Source organism: Streptomyces sp. NRRL WC-3626 (assembly GCF_000718785.1).
Classification (GTDB): domain Bacteria; phylum Actinomycetota; class Actinomycetes; order Streptomycetales; family Streptomycetaceae; genus Streptomyces; species Streptomyces edwardsiae.
Map to the genome: position 1 here is coordinate 241,880 of NZ_JOCA01000004.1, position 14,315 is coordinate 256,194.

A 14,315-nucleotide genomic window follows, 5' to 3' on the forward strand; every position below is an offset into this window, starting at 1 on the left:
TGACGACGGGTCGTGTCGTCGCCGGCCGCTACGAACTGTCCACGCTCATCGGACAGGGCGGCATGGGCCAGGTCTGGACGGCCTACGACAAACGGCTGGACCGGCGCGTCGCGGTGAAACTGCTGCGCCCCGACAAGGTGGCCGGCCAGGAGGCCGACGAACTGCGCCGCCGCTTCGTGCGCGAGTGCCGGGTGACCGCCCAGGTCGACCATCCCGGCCTCGTCACCGTGCACGACGCGGGCAGCGAGGGCGAGGAACTCTTCCTCGTCATGCAGTACGTCGACGGCGCCGACCTCGGCGACCACTTCGCCGAACACGACCCGTACCCCTGGCACTGGACGGTCGCGGTGGCCGCGCAGCTGTGCGCCGTACTGAGCGCCGTGCACGCCGTGCCGATCGTCCACCGCGACCTCAAGCCGCGCAACGTGATGGTGAAGCAGGACGGCACCGTCACCGTGCTCGACCTCGGCGTCGCCTCCGTCATGGACGCCGACACCACCCGGCTGACCCACACCGGCACCCCCATCGGCTCGCCCGCCTACATGGCGCCCGAGCAGGCGATGGGCGGCGCGGTCGGCCCGTACACCGACCTGTACGCGCTCGGCGTGCTGATGCACGAACTCCTCAGCGGAGACGTGCCGTTCGCCGGCTCCACCGCCCTCGGGGTGCTGCACCGGCACCTGTACGAACCGCCCGTGCCCGTGCGCCGGATCCGCCCCGAGGTCCCCGAGGCCCTGGAGACCCTCGTCCTCAACCTGCTCGCCAAGGACCCCCAGCACCGCCCGGCCTCCGCGCAGGAGGTCTACGAACACCTGGAGCGGCTGCTCCCCGCGCGGGGCACCCCCACCGGCGCGCCCCTGGACCCCACCCGCCCCTTCCTGCGCCCCCACGCCCCCTGGCCGGACCGCGCCCGCACCCCGGCGCCCCAGCCGGCCCCCGCCGCGCCGCCCGCGCCCGCGGCGGGCAAGGCCGACGTCGCCGCCGCCGTGGACGAGGTGAAGCGCCTCCTCGGCGAGGGCCGCATCACCCAGGCCGTCGACATCCTCGGCTCGATCCTGCCCGTCGCCGCCGATCAGCACGGCGAGCACTCCCCGGTCGTGCGCACCCTGCGCAAGCAGTACGCGGCCACCCTTCTCGACGACGGCCAGTACCGGCGCGCCCTGCCCGAACTGCGCCGCCTCGCCGACGAACGGGCCGCCGAGGCAGGCCAGGCCGACCCGCAGTCCCTGCGCTACCGCTACGAGGCCGCCCAGTGCCTGGAGCAGCTCGGCGAACCGGCGGCCGCGCTCGCCGAGTACCGGTCGCTGCTGGCGTACTACGAGAACCAGTACGTGGCCGCGGGCGACCCGCAGCTCGCCCACGACGTCCGCCGCCGCATCGGCCATCTGCTGCTCGCCCTCGGCGACCGGGCCGCGGCCCACGACACGCTGGTACGGCTGCTGCACGACGTGGAACGCGTCCACGGACCCGGTCACCCGCTCGCCGCCGACATCCGGCGGACCCTGCAATGGCTCGGACAGGTGCGCTGACGGCGGGCCGTCGCACCGGACGGCGCGGGAGCCGGTGCCGGAACTCCTTGTGAATCGTTGGTCGAATGGGTTGGCCAGAGCTTGGCCGATGCCTACCATCGATCACCGCAAGACTTTGTGCACCGCCGCACAAGCTCTCCTCAGGAGGTCTCCTTGCACCGCCGTCGTCGCACCGCGCTCCTCCTCACCGCCGCGATCGCCGCAGCGCCCCTCCTCACCGCCTGCGGCAACGACGCCCACCCGGGTGCGGCAGCCGTCGTCGGCGGCGAGCGGATCACCGTGTCGCAGCTGGAGAACCGGGTCGGCGAGATCCGCGCGGCCCAGCGGGCGGCCGTACCCGACGACGCCCAGTACCAGCAGGCCATCGCCCGCACCGGCAGCCTCACCCGCGACACCCTGCACGGCATGGTCCTCGACCGGGTGCTGGAACGCGCCGCGCGGGACGCGGGCGTGACCGTCTCGGACCGCGAGGTGCAGCAGATGCGGACCGGCCTCGAGCAGCAGGCCGGCGGCGCGAAGGCGCTGGAGGCCGCGTGGCTGCAGCAGTACGGCATCCCGCCGCAGCGCCTCGACGGCAACTTCCGCATCCAGATCCAGGCCCAGAAGCTCGCCCAGCAGCTCGGCACCGACACCAGCCGGCCGGAGTTCTGGCAGGCGCTGTCCGAGGCGAGCAGGAAGCTCGACGTCGACCTCAACCCGCGCTACGGCGACTGGGACGTCGAGAAGAGCAGCCGGGTCGACGCGAAGACGCCGTGGGTACGGGACGTCACGGCGGGGGCGCCGCAGACGCTCTGACCGTGGGCCGCCGGTGACGTGGGTTAGTTTCGGAGCGTGAACGCAACCAGCCCTGAGGCCGCCGTCGGCCGAGTCGTCCTGCTCACCACCAGCCACCGGGTCGCGCCCGGACTGCTGTCCTGGCCGGCCTGGCAGGTCCTGCACGAGGCCGACAGGGTGCTGTGCGCGGACGGCGCGCATCCGCAGCTGCCGTATCTGCGGGAGGCGGGGATACCGGTCGAGGAGACCGCGCCGACCGCCGAGGAGATCGTCGACGCCTGCGCCGGCGGGCGGACCGTGGTCGTCGTCGCGACGGGGGAGGGCGAGCCGGCCCTCACCGACGGGCTGGCGCGGCTGGCCGGCTCCGGCAGGGTGCGGATGCCCGAGCTGGAGCTGCTGCCCGCCTCCTACGATCTGCCGGGCGCGCGGCTGCTCGACCTCGTGCAGGTCATGGACCGTATCCGCGTGGAGTGCCCGTGGTCGTCCCGGCAGACCCACGCGGGCCTCGCGAAGTACGGCATCGAGGAGGCGTACGAGCTCGTCGAGGCGATCGAGGAGGGGGACCGGGGGGAGCTGCGGGAGGAGCTGGGGGATGTGCTGCTCCAGGTCGTGTTCCACGCGCGGATCGCGGAGGAGCACGCGGAGGAGCCGTTCTCCGTCGATGACGTGGCGGGCGGGATCGTGGCGAAGCTGATCCACCGGCATCCGCATGTCTTCGGGGACGAGACGGCCGAGACCCCCGAGGACGTCAAGGAACACTGGCTGCGCACCAAGGCGGTCGAGAAGCGGCGCGAGTCCGTGACCGACGGCGTCCCCCTCGGCCAGCCCGCCCTCGCCCTCGCCGCGAAGCTGGCGTCCCGCGTCCGCACGGGGGGTGTTTCCGCCGCCCTTCCGGTGGGCGACGGCATCGGGTACGAGCTGCTGCGGCTGGCGGTGCGGGCGGAGGCGGAGGGGGGCGATCCGGAGGCGGCGCTGCGGGCGGCGGCCCGGACCTACCGCGACACGATCCGCTCCGCGGAGGGGCTGGGCTGAGGGCGTCCCGCCCCCGCCGCCCCTTCCCGTCCCCTCCCTGGGGGCTCCGCCCCCAGACCCCCGTTCGCGCAGTTCCCCGCGCCCCTCGAAGAGGGCCGAGCCCCTTATAGGGTCGCCGCATGTCCGAGCACCCCGCCGCCCCCGAACTCTTCACCTGGGAGTTCGCCGCCGATCCCTACCCCGCCTACGCCTGGCTCCGTACGCACGCGCCCGTGCGGAAGACCCGGTTGCCCAGCGGGGTCGAGGCGTGGCTGGTGACGCGGTACTCCGACGCCAAGCAGGCCCTCGCCGACGGGCGGCTGTCCAAGAACCCCGCGCATCACGACGAGCCCGCGCACGCCAAGGGCAAGACCGGCATCCCCGGTGAGCGCCAGGCCGACCTGATGACGCATCTGCTCAACATCGACCCCCCGGACCACACCCGCCTGCGCCGGCTGGTCAGCAAGGCGTTCACCCCGCGCCGGGTCGCCGAGTTCGCCCCGCGTGTGCAGGAGCTCACCGACGACCTCATCGGCCGGTTCGCGGACAGCGGCTCCGCCGACCTCATCCACGACTTCGCCTTCCCCCTCCCCATCTACGCCATCTGCGACCTGCTCGGCGTCCCGCGCGAGGACCAGGACGACTTCCGGGACTGGGCCGGCATGATGATCCGTCACGGCGGGGGCCCGCGCGGCGGAGTCGCCCGCTCCGTGAAGAAGATGCGCGGCTATCTCGCCGAGCTGATCCACCGCAAGCGCGAGGCACTGCCCGCCGACCCCGCCCCCGGCGAGGACCTGATCTCCGGCCTCATCCGCGCCTTTGACCACGGTGAGCACCTCACCGAGAACGAGGCCGCCGCCATGGCGTTCATCCTGCTGTTCGCCGGTTTCGAGACGACCGTCAACCTCATCGGCAACGGCACCTACGCCCTGCTCACCCACCCCGGCCAGCGCGAGCGCCTGCAACGGTCCCTCGCCGCGGGGGAGCGCGGACTGCTGGAGACCGGGGTCGAGGAACTCCTGCGCTACGACGGCCCCGTGGAACTCGCCACCTGGCGGTACGCCACCGAACCCGTCACCCTCGGCGGGCAGCGCATCGCGGCCGGCGACCCCGTCCTCGTCGTACTCGCCGCCGCCGACCGGGACCCGGAGCGGTTCGCCGACCCGGACGTGCTCGACCTCGGACGGCGCGACAACCAGCATCTGGGATACGGCCACGGCATCCACTACTGTCTGGGTGCCCCGCTGGCCCGCCTGGAGGGCCAGACCGCGCTCGCCACCCTGCTGACCCGGCTGCCGGATCTGCGGCTCGCGGCGGAACCCGCCGAACTGCGCTGGCGGGGCGGGCTCATCATGCGCGGACTGCGCACGCTCCCGGTGGAATTCACGCCCCCGCGAAAGTGACGGATCAAACGTCCTTTCCGTGCCCTGGGCCGGGTCAACTCAAACATGACACTCCTTCAACTCTGTGATCTTCACGTGATCTGTGCGGCATTAACTTGTGACAAGTGATCGAGTGCGGATACGTTCACCCATCAAGTGCGGTTGTCCGAGCTCCACTCCACACACCGCGCCGGTCATTGCTGTCTCGCGAAAGGTCATCCGTATGCTCTCCGGGAACGGTCGGCACCGCCGCCCCCGCCAGGCTCCGGCCCTCCTCGTCGCAGCCGGAGTGACCGGCTCCGCCATCGCCATTCCGCTCCTCGGCGCGGGCTCCGCCAGCGCGGCCGACGGTCTCAACTGGGACAAGGTGGCCGAGTGCGAGAGCGGCGGCTCCTGGAGCCAGAACTCGGGCAACGGCTACTACGGCGGCCTGCAGCTGACCCAGACGGACTGGGAGAAGTACGGCGGCCTGGACTACGCCTCCAGTCCCGACCAGGCCAGCCGCGGTCAGCAGATAGCCGTGGCCGAGAAGATCCTCGACGACCAGGGCGTCGGCGCCTGGCGTACCTGCGGGCTGCTCGCGGGCCTGGACAAGGACGCGCCGGCGGCCGACGTCGACACGGGCGTGGGCGACGACTCGGCATCGGGCACGTCCGACTCGTCCGACTCCAGTGGATCGTCCTCCTCCTCTCCTTCCCCCTCCTCCTCCCCGTCGTCGAGCGCGAGCACCGGGACGGGCCTCGACCTTCTGGGGGAGGATTCGGCCGATTCCGGCAAGTCCACCGAATCGGACAGCGGTAAGGGCAAGGAGACGGCCGGGACCCCCGACACCTCCCCCTCCGCCTCGGCGGACGCCAAGGGCGGCACGTCGGACAAGTCCCGGCAGAACGCCGACGCTTCGGCGGGCGACGGTACCGGCCGTCACCGCGGCGCCAGTGCCGACGAGGACAAGACGGAAGCGGCGCCGTCCGGCCGGCACGCCTCCGGCGGACTCAACGCCTGGGGCGGCACGGTCGCCGAGGCGCCCGCCGCGAGCGACGAGGGTGGTTCCCCGTCCATTCCCGACTCCCTTGAGGTGGGCGGCGGATGGGGTGCGCTCTACGGAATGGACGACCACCTCGTCAGTGGCGTCACATCAGGTCAGTAGCCTCCCGCCGGGGATGAACCGGTCGGAAAGCGACACCTGAAAACGCTTGGACGTGGCGGCAGTTGGCGTCATGGTTCGCACCGAATGTCCGATTTAAAGGCTGTGAGAGATAGGTCTCAGAAGCCGTGATCGTCTTTGATATTCCGCGAATCCCGTGCCTACGGTCGTGACCGCTCGCCACCGCGGGCCCCGGCTGCCGCCACGCCGAATCCTGCCAGTGGCAGCACGGGAACAGTCGACGCGTCATGCGCCGTAGGCAGGAGCGGGGGACCCAAGGTAGGCGCCGGATCCGGGCAGTTGACGCCGGATACGGCTTGGGGTGAAGCCGCGTCCCGGGAGGGACGTGGCCGGGCAACTCAACCGGCCCGAACCCGACAGCTCACCTCGCAGGCGTCGGTGAGGGGATCCTCCATGCTGTTTTCCGGTAAGGGCAAGCACCGCCGTCCGTCCAAGGCCACCCGCGCGATCGCCGTCGCCGGTGTCGCCTCCGCCGCCGTCGCCGCCCCGCTGATGGCGGCCGGCAACGCCTCCGCCGCCACCGCCGCCGAGTGGGACACCGTCGCCCAGTGCGAGTCCGGCGGCAACTGGTCCATCAACACCGGCAACGGTTACTACGGCGGTCTGCAGTTCTCCGCCTCCACCTGGGCCGCCTACGGCGGTACGCAGTACGCGTCCACCGCCAACCAGGCGAGCAAGGCCCAGCAGATCCAGATCGCCGAGAAGGTCCTGGCGGGCCAGGGCAAGGGCGCCTGGCCGGTCTGCGGTGTGGGCCTGTCCAACGCCGCCTACTCCGGCGGCTCCTCCTCCGAGGGCTCCTCGCAGAGCGGCGGCTCCACCGAGAGCGGCCGGACCGAGCAGAAGGCCTCCCGCTCCGCCGAGCGCCCGGCCGCCGAGAAGCAGGCCGAGCCCAAGGCCGCGCCGAAGGCCGAGAAGAAGACCGTCACCACCCCGACCGGCAAGAAGGTCGAGAAGGGCGACGGCGAGTACAAGGTCGTCAAGGGCGACAGCCTCAGCTCCATCGCCGCCGAGCACGACGTCAAGGGCGGCTGGGCCAAGCTCTTCGACCTGAACGACGACATCGTCGACGACGCCGACCTCATCTACCCGGGCCAGCAGCTGCACCTCAAGTAAGCGGCTTCCCCACGGTTTCCCCGCACGGCTCCCCGCCCCGGTGCGTCCTCCCCCGTACGCACCGGGGCGGGGTCTTTTCACGGCCGGTTTCCCGAAACCTCTTTGTTCCGTTCGGAAACAATTTACTCTCGGTTCTGTCCACGGGACGGGCGACCGGCTGGCCGATCGCCCGGAGCCGGTTAGGCTCGGTCTCGCAGGACCCCTCGGGGTCCCGCTCACCCGCGTCGCATTCATTGAAGGAGATGCTCGTGCCGTCCATCGACGTCGTCGTAGCCCGGGAAATCCTGGACTCCCGAGGCAACCCCACGGTCGAGGTCGAGGTAGGCCTCGACGACGGCAGCACGGGTCGTGCCGCCGTCCCGTCCGGCGCCTCCACCGGTGCCTTCGAGGCCATCGAACTCCGTGACGGTGACCCGAACCGCTACCTCGGCAAGGGTGTCGAGAAGGCCGTCCTCGCGGTCATCGAGCAGATCGGCCCGGAGCTCGTCGGCTACGACGCCACCGAGCAGCGGCTGATCGACCAGGCCATGTTCGACCTGGACGCCACCGACAACAAGGGCTCGCTCGGCGCCAACGCCATCCTCGGTGTCTCCCTCGCCGTCGCCCACGCCGCCTCCGAGGCCAGCGACCTGCCGCTCTTCCGCTACCTGGGCGGCCCCAACGCGCACCTGCTGCCGGTGCCGATGATGAACATCCTGAACGGCGGCTCGCACGCCGACTCCAACGTGGACATCCAGGAGTTCATGATCGCCCCGATCGGCGCGGAGTCCTTCTCCGAGGCCCTGCGCTGGGGCACCGAGGTCTACCACACCCTCAAGAAGGTGCTGAAGAGCAAGGGTCTGGCCACCGGCCTCGGCGACGAGGGCGGCTTCGCCCCCAACCTCGGCTCCAACCGTGAGGCCCTCGACCTCATCCTCGAGGCCGTCAAGGAGGCCGGCTACACCCCGGGCGAGCAGATCGCCCTGGCGCTCGACGTCGCCGCGTCCGAGTTCTACAAGGACGGCTCCTACACCTTCGAGGGCAAGGAGCGCTCCGCCGCCGAGATGACCGAGTACTACGCCGAGCTCGTCGAGGCGTACCCGCTCGTCTCCATCGAGGACCCGCTGTTCGAGGACGACTGGGACGGCTGGAAGGTCCTCACCGACAAGCTCGGTGACAAGGTCCAGATCGTCGGTGACGACCTCTTCGTCACCAACCCCGAGCGCCTCGCCCGCGGTATCGAGGAGGGCGCCGCCAACGCCCTGCTGGTCAAGGTCAACCAGATCGGCTCGCTGACCGAGACCCTGGACGCCGTCGAGCTGGCCCAGCGCAACGGCTTCAAGTGCATGATGTCGCACCGCTCCGGCGAGACCGAGGACGTCACCATCGCCGACCTGGCCGTCGCCACCAACTGCGGCCAGATCAAGACCGGCGCCCCGGCCCGCTCCGAGCGCGTCGCCAAGTACAACCAGCTGCTGCGCATCGAGGAGATCCTCGACGACGCGGCGGTGTACGCCGGCCGCAGCGCCTTCCCCCGCTTCAAGGGCTGAGCGCTCGCCGCGTAGGCAGCGTCGTACGTACGTCCCCGTACCCGGTCCCGTACCGTGTGCGGGGACGTACGCGCGTAGGACGGTGAACGAGAGGCGGGACCATGGCGGTCAAGGACCGGGACCGTTTCTCCACCGCGACCAGGATCCGGCTGATCGGTGAGCAGACCGCCGCCCGGGTCTACCGCTCGCAGACCAAACGCCAGGCCCGCCGCTCCCGGCTGACCGGCCGGGCGGCCCTGCTCGCCCTGGTGCTCTGCTCACTGATCGTGGCCCTCGCCTATCCCATGCGGCAGTACGTCTCCCAGCGCGCGGACATCGCCGACCTCCGGCAGGAGCAGGACGAGGCCCGTGAGCGGGTCGAACGGCTGCGCGACATGAAGGCGCGCTGGCAGGACGACGCCTACGCCGAGCAGGAGATCCGCCGCCGGCTGCACTACGTCCTGCCCGGCGAGACCGGCTACATCGTCATCGACCCGGGTGCGGCGAAGCAGTCCCGCACGGACCTCGAGGCCGCCGACCGCCCCTGGTACGCGAACGTCTGGGACGGCGTCGACAAGGCCGACGCCGCCGCCCAGTGACCCTTTGCAGAAAGCCGTAGAAAGACACGTATGGAAACGCCCCCGCCCACGACCCCCCGCACCGAGCCCACCGACGCGGACGTCGAGGCCTTCAAGCAGCAGCTCGGGCGGCCCCCGCGCGGGCTGCGCGCCATCGCGCACCGCTGCCCCTGCGGGCAGCCGGACGTCGTGGAGACCGCGCCGAGGCTGCCCGACGGCACCCCCTTCCCCACGCTGTACTACCTCACCTGCCCGAAGGCGAACTCCGCGATCGGGACGCTGGAGGCCAACGGCGTGATGAAGGAGATGACCGAGCGGCTGGCCGCCGACCCGGAACTGGCGGCCGCGTACCGCGCCGCGCACGAGGACTACATCCGGCGCCGCGACGAGATCGAGGAGCTGAAGAACTTCCCCAGCGCGGGCGGCATGCCGGACCGCGTGAAGTGCCTCCACGTCCTGGTCGCCCACTCGCTGGCCGCCGGACCCGGCGTCAACCCGCTGGGCGACGAGGCGCTGGCGATGCTGCCCGAGTGGTGGCGCAAGGGCGCCTGCGTGACACTGCCCGCGAAGGAGGAGGACCGATGACCCGGGTCGCCGCCGTCGACTGCGGTACGAACTCCATCCGGCTGCTGGTCGCTGACGCGGACCCGAAGACCGGTGAACTGACCGAGCTGGACCGCCGTATGACGATCGTACGGCTGGGTCAGGGTGTGGACCGGACGGGCCGGCTGGCGCCCGAGGCGCTGGAGCGGACCTTCGCCGCCTGCCGTGAGTACGCGGAGATCATCAAGGAGCACGGCGCGGAGCGTCTGCGGTTCGTCGCCACCTCCGCCTCCCGCGACGCCGAGAACCGCGACGAGTTCGTGCGCGGGGTGCTGGACATCCTGGGCGTGGAGCCCGAGGTCATCACCGGTGACCAGGAGGCCGAGTTCTCCTTCACCGGCGCCACCAAGGAGCTGACCGGGCGGACCGATCTGCGCCGCCCCTTCCTCGTCGTGGACATCGGCGGCGGCTCGACCGAGTTCGTGGTGGGTGAGGACCGGGTGCGTGCCGCCCGTTCCGTGGACGTCGGCTGCGTACGGATGACCGAGCGGCACCTGGTGCGCGACGGGGCCGTGACGGACCCGCCCACCGAGGCACAGATCGCGGCGATGCGCGCCGACATCGAGGCCGCCCTGGACCGGGCCGAGGAGACCGTACCGCTGCGCGAGGCGCACACCCTGGTCGGCCTGGCCGGCTCGGTGACGACCGTGTCGGCGATCGCCCAGGACCTCCCCGAGTACGACTCCGAGGCCATCCACCACTCCCGCGTCACCCGTACCCGCGTCCGGGAGATCACCGGCCACCTGCTGCGCTCCACCCACGCCGAACGCGCGACGATCCCCTCCATGCACCCGGGCCGCGTCGACGTGATCGGCTCGGGCGCCCTGGTGCTGCTGGCGATCATGGAACGGGTCGGCGCGGAGGAGGTCGTGGTCTCGGAGCACGACATCCTCGACGGCATCGCCTGGTCGGTGGCGTAGGTCTCCCTTGCTACCGGCGGGTAGCACTCCGCTGAGCAGTCGGGATAGCGTTTGAGCAGGGTCCCCGGGGGTCTTCGCGGCCCCCCGGCGGGGGCCCGCCGGGAAAGTTCGTGAAGTTCTTCACAAGGAAATGGGCCCGGGAGGGCGAAGAACCCGGTTCGGTTGACCCATTCGGGCCCCCAACGCCCCTTTGAACACGTTCAGAAGGTGATGGGGGGCACCCTGGCGGGGGTCGTCGCCAGGGCTTCGGCGGTCGGCCTCACGGTGTGCTCGTAACGGCAGAGAGGCAGCTCACGCGCCATTGACAACGTCTGCCGCGGGGTGCCGGTTCCCATTTCGCGACGTGATCTGGATCAAGAAATGCGGGATGGTAACACGAGCCCTGTCGAAGCTTGTGAAGGGGCGCACGAGGTACCCCCCCGAGACGGGTGGATACTCGATGGCATGAGCACCACGGAGCGTCCCAGGATCCTCGTAGTAGGCGGTGGGTACGTAGGCCTGTACGCAGCTCGGCGCATCCAGAAGAAGATGCGTTACGGCGAGGCGACCGTCACCGTCGTCGACCCGCGGTCGTACATGACCTACCAGCCCTTCCTCCCCGAAACCGCCGCCGGCAACATCTCCCCCCGGCATGTCGTCGTCCCGCTGCGACGCGTGCTGCCCAAGGCGGAGGTTCTCACCGGCCGGGTCACCACCATCGACCAGGACCGCAAGGTCGCGACGATCGCGCCGCTGGTCGGTGACGCGTACGACCTGCCCTTCGACTACCTGGTGATCGCGCTCGGCGCGGTCTCCCGGACCTTCCCGATCCCCGGCCTCGCGGAGCAGGGCATCGGCATGAAGGGCGTCGAGGAGGCCATCGGCCTGCGCAACCACGTCCTCGAGCAGCTCGACAAGGCGGACTCCACCACGGACGAGGAGATCCGGCGCAAGGCGCTCACGTTCGTCTTCATCGGCGGCGGCTTCGCCGGCGCGGAGACGATCGGTGAGGTCGAGGACATGGCCCGGGACGCGGCCAAGTACTACAAGACGGTCTCCCGCGAGGACATGCGCTTCGTCCTCGTCGACGCCGCCGACAAGATCCTCCCCGAGGTCGGCCCCAAGCTCGGCGCGTACGGCAAGGAGCACCTCGAGAGCCGCGGCGTCGAGGTCTACCTGTCCACGTCGATGGACTCCTGCGTCGACGGCCACGTGGTGCTGAAGAACGGCCTCGAGGTCGACTCCAACACCATCGTGTGGACGGCGGGCGTCAAGCCGAACCCGGCGCTGTCCCGCTTCGGCCTGCCGCTCGGTCCGCGCGGCCACGTCGACACCCAGCCCACCCTCCAGGTCACCGGCACCGACTACATCTGGGCCGCGGGCGACAACGCCCAGGTTCCGGACCTCGTGGGCCGCAAGGCCGGCAACGAGAACGCCTGGTGCCCGCCGAACGCCCAGCACGCGCTGCGCCAGGCCAAGGTCCTCGGCGACAACGTGGTCTCCGGCATGCGGGGCTTCCCGCAGAAGGAGTACAGCCACGCCAACAAGGGCGCGGTGGCGGGCCTCGGCCTGCACAAGGGCGTGGCGATGATCGTCGTCGGCAAGATGAAGATCAAGCTGAAGGGGCGGCTGGCCTGGTACATGCACCGGGCGTACCACGGCATGGCGATGCCGACCTTCAACCGCAAGATCCGCGTCTTCGCCGACTGGACCCTCGGCATGTTCCTCAAGCGCGAGGTCGTGTCGCTGGGCGCGATCCAGTCGCCGCGTGAGGAGTTCTACGAGGCGGCGAAGCCGGCGCCGGCGCCGGTGGCTGCCGCGTCGGAGCCGAAGAAGACGGAAGCGAAGGCTTCCTGACCTACGGTCACCTGTGACTGCCCGAAGGGGCCGCCCGCCATCCGTGGTGCGGGCGGCCCCTTCGGCGTTGCCGAGGGGGCGAAGGGGGCGCCCGGGTTCCAGCCCCAGGGGGCTCCGCCCCACGCTCACCCACCACCCGACTCGGTCACCGAGAAGGCACCCTGGCGCGGCGCCGGGCCCCGGGGTGGATGAAGAGGCGGGCCGGGTGAGGCGGGATCCTCCCGGGAGGACCGGAAGCGAATCCCCCAACCGGTGACTTCTCGGCTCCGAGCCGGACGGGTGGGTGGGCGAGTGGGCCCCGCAGGGGTCCCACGGGGGCAGGGGCGGAGCCCTCGGGGGGTGACCTCTCGAGTCCCGAGTCCGGTGGGTGGGTGAGTGGGCCCCGGAGGGGGCCTGCCGGGTGCGGGCCGTCCCGGGAAGCGTGAGGCGGGGCCTCGAAGGGGACTCCGGGAGCGTGCTATTGAGCGTTTTGCTCAGTCATGACGCGCGGCGGGGACTGCCAACGCCCGTCCCTGGTGTTTACGTGGGAAATGACATTCCGGGATTCCCCGTCACGGAGGTGTACACACCATGCCGGACGTCGCCTCGCGGCTGAAAGGCCACGTCGAACAGTTGATCGGCGCCCCCCTCTCCGTCCGTGTCCGCGCCTGGGACGGATCACAGGCCGGCCCCCCGGACGCCCCCATCCTCGTCGTACGCAACCGCCGGGCCCTGCGCCACCTGCTCCGGAAGCCGGGCGAACTCGGTCTCGCGCGTGCCTGGGTGGCCGGCGACCTGACGGTCGAGGGCGACCTCTACGCCGCCCTCGACGCGCTCGCCGGCCTCGTCTGGGAGCGCGGTGAGGACGCCCGTACCCTCGCCCAGGCCCTGCGCGACCCGGCGTTCCGTTCCGCCGCCCGCGGACTCCTCGCCCTCGCCGGACCCCCGCTGCCGCCCGCCCCGCCCCCCGAGGAGGTCCGCCGTCCCCGCCGCGGACTGCACACCAAGCACAGCGACCGGCGGGCCATCAGCCACCACTACGACGTCGGCAACGACTTCTACGAGATCGTCCTCGGCCCGTCCATGGTGTACTCCTGCGCCTACTGGCCCGCCCCGCCCCCGCCGGGCACCCTCGAACAGGCCCAGCACGACAAGCTCGAACTCGTCGCCCGCAAGCTCGCCCTGCGGCCCGGTCAGCGCCTGCTGGACGTCGGCTGCGGCTGGGGCTCCATGGCCATCCACGCCGCCCGCGACCACGGCGTGAGCGTGGTCGGCGTGACCCTCTCCCGGGAACAGGCCGCGTACGCCCGTAAGCGCGTCGCCGACGAGGGACTGACCGACCGCGTCGACATCCGCGTACAGGACTACCGGGACGTGTCCGACGGACCGTACGACGCCGTGTCCTCCATCGGTATGGCCGAACACGTCGGCTCCGAGCGCTACCTGGAGTACGCCACCGCCCTGCACCGGCTGCTCAAGCCCGGCGGACGGCTGCTGAACCACCAGATCGCGCGCCGCCCGCAGCGGGACGAGACGTCGTACCGGGTGGACTCCTTCATCGACGCCTACGTCTTCCCCGACGGTGAACTCGCCCCGCTGGGCACCACGGTGTCCCTGCTGGAACGTTCCGGTTTCGAGGTGCGCGACGTCGAGTCGATCCGCGAGCACTACGCGCTCACCCTGCGCCGCTGGGTGGAGAACCTGACGGACGGCTGGGACCGGGCGGTGTCGCTCGCCGGTCCGGGAAGGGCCCGGGTCTGGCTGCTGTACATGGCCGCGTCCGCCCTCGCCTTCGAACGCAACCGCATCGGCGTCAACCAGGTCCTCGCCGTCAGAACCCCCGAGCCCGGCACCTCCGGCCTCCCCCTGCGGGCCCGCACCTGGAACTGACCCGCTCACGACGACGGGCCCCGCTCC

12 protein-coding genes and 1 riboswitch are annotated in these 14,315 nt (G+C 71.2%); all 12 genes read left to right on the forward strand.

Features of this window, described 5'->3' with window-relative positions; translation table 11 throughout:
- Nucleotides 1-35 precede the first annotated feature (35 nt).
- The 12 genes from IF28_RS0108835 (at nt 36) to IF28_RS0108890 (ending at nt 14,288) form a co-directional block, all read left to right on the forward strand.
- The gene (locus IF28_RS0108835) at nt 36-1,529 is read left to right on the forward strand and encodes a serine/threonine-protein kinase (RefSeq protein WP_267883053.1); all 1,494 of its coding nucleotides are present in this window, start codon (nt 36-38) and stop codon (nt 1,527-1,529) included.
- 153 nt (nt 1,530-1,682) lie between these two features.
- Nucleotides 1,683-2,324, forward strand: coding sequence for a SurA N-terminal domain-containing protein (locus tag IF28_RS0108840; RefSeq protein ID WP_030216295.1), 642 nt, complete (start codon nt 1,683-1,685; stop codon nt 2,322-2,324).
- Nucleotides 2,325-2,360: 36 nt separating this feature from the next.
- Entirely contained in the window at nt 2,361-3,335 is a 975-nt protein-coding gene (locus IF28_RS0108845; RefSeq protein WP_030216297.1) for a nucleoside triphosphate pyrophosphohydrolase, read from the forward strand.
- 119 nt (nt 3,336-3,454) lie between these two features.
- Nucleotides 3,455-4,717, forward strand: coding sequence for a cytochrome P450 family protein (locus IF28_RS0108850; protein ID WP_030216299.1), 1,263 nt, complete (start codon nt 3,455-3,457; stop codon nt 4,715-4,717).
- A 202-nt stretch (nt 4,718-4,919) separates the two neighbouring features.
- Nucleotides 4,920-5,843 carry a transglycosylase family protein gene (locus IF28_RS0108855; RefSeq protein WP_037892862.1) on the forward strand — a complete coding sequence of 308 codons (924 nt, stop codon included), beginning with the start codon at nt 4,920-4,922 and terminating at the stop codon, nt 5,841-5,843.
- Between the two features lie 238 nt (nt 5,844-6,081).
- A riboswitch (cyclic di-AMP (ydaO/yuaA leader) is annotated at nt 6,082-6,251 on the forward strand.
- A gap of 3 nt (nt 6,252-6,254) precedes the next feature.
- Nucleotides 6,255-6,974: a transglycosylase family protein gene (locus IF28_RS0108860; protein WP_030216303.1), complete on the forward strand. Its 720-nt coding sequence runs from the start codon at nt 6,255-6,257 to the stop codon at nt 6,972-6,974.
- A gap of 248 nt (nt 6,975-7,222) precedes the next feature.
- Nucleotides 7,223-8,503, forward strand: a complete 1,281-nt coding sequence (eno, locus tag IF28_RS0108865) for a phosphopyruvate hydratase (protein ID WP_030216305.1) — start codon at nt 7,223-7,225, stop codon at nt 8,501-8,503.
- Between the two features lie 101 nt (nt 8,504-8,604).
- Nucleotides 8,605-9,081 carry an FtsB family cell division protein gene (locus IF28_RS0108870; RefSeq protein ID WP_030216307.1) on the forward strand — a complete coding sequence of 159 codons (477 nt, stop codon included), beginning with the start codon at nt 8,605-8,607 and terminating at the stop codon, nt 9,079-9,081.
- A gap of 30 nt (nt 9,082-9,111) precedes the next feature.
- The gene (locus tag IF28_RS0108875) at nt 9,112-9,645 is read left to right on the forward strand and encodes a DUF501 domain-containing protein (RefSeq protein ID WP_030216309.1); all 534 of its coding nucleotides are present in this window, start codon (nt 9,112-9,114) and stop codon (nt 9,643-9,645) included.
- Nucleotides 9,642-10,583 carry a Ppx/GppA phosphatase family protein gene (locus IF28_RS0108880; protein ID WP_030216311.1) on the forward strand — a complete coding sequence of 314 codons (942 nt, stop codon included), beginning with the start codon at nt 9,642-9,644 and terminating at the stop codon, nt 10,581-10,583. Before IF28_RS0108875 ends, IF28_RS0108880 begins: the two co-directional genes overlap by 4 nt.
- 444 nt (nt 10,584-11,027) lie before the next feature.
- Nucleotides 11,028-12,419, forward strand: a complete 1,392-nt coding sequence (locus IF28_RS0108885; RefSeq protein WP_051713681.1) for an NAD(P)/FAD-dependent oxidoreductase — start codon at nt 11,028-11,030, stop codon at nt 12,417-12,419.
- 570 nt (nt 12,420-12,989) lie between these two features.
- Complete coding sequence (locus tag IF28_RS0108890; RefSeq protein WP_030216313.1) at nt 12,990-14,288, forward strand: SAM-dependent methyltransferase; 1,299 nt, start codon at nt 12,990-12,992, stop codon at nt 14,286-14,288.
- Nucleotides 14,289-14,315 lie beyond the last annotated feature (27 nt).

Excerpts from the sequence above, each read along its gene's own strand:
- IF28_RS0108850 (WP_030216299.1), top strand. The coding sequence starts at position 3,455 with ATGTCCGAGCACCCCGCCGCCCCCGAACTCTTCACCTGGGAGTTCGCC.
- IF28_RS0108855 (WP_037892862.1), top strand. The coding sequence starts at position 4,920 with ATGCTCTCCGGGAACGGTCGGCACCGCCGCCCCCGCCAGGCTCCGGCC.
- IF28_RS0108860 (WP_030216303.1), top strand. The coding sequence starts at position 6,255 with ATGCTGTTTTCCGGTAAGGGCAAGCACCGCCGTCCGTCCAAGGCCACC.
- IF28_RS0108870 (WP_030216307.1), top strand. The coding sequence starts at position 8,605 with ATGGCGGTCAAGGACCGGGACCGTTTCTCCACCGCGACCAGGATCCGG.
- IF28_RS0108875 (WP_030216309.1), top strand. The coding sequence starts at position 9,112 with ATGGAAACGCCCCCGCCCACGACCCCCCGCACCGAGCCCACCGACGCG.
- IF28_RS0108880 (WP_030216311.1), top strand. The coding sequence starts at position 9,642 with ATGACCCGGGTCGCCGCCGTCGACTGCGGTACGAACTCCATCCGGCTG.
- IF28_RS0108885 (WP_051713681.1), top strand. The coding sequence starts at position 11,028 with ATGAGCACCACGGAGCGTCCCAGGATCCTCGTAGTAGGCGGTGGGTAC.
- IF28_RS0108890 (WP_030216313.1), top strand. The coding sequence starts at position 12,990 with ATGCCGGACGTCGCCTCGCGGCTGAAAGGCCACGTCGAACAGTTGATC.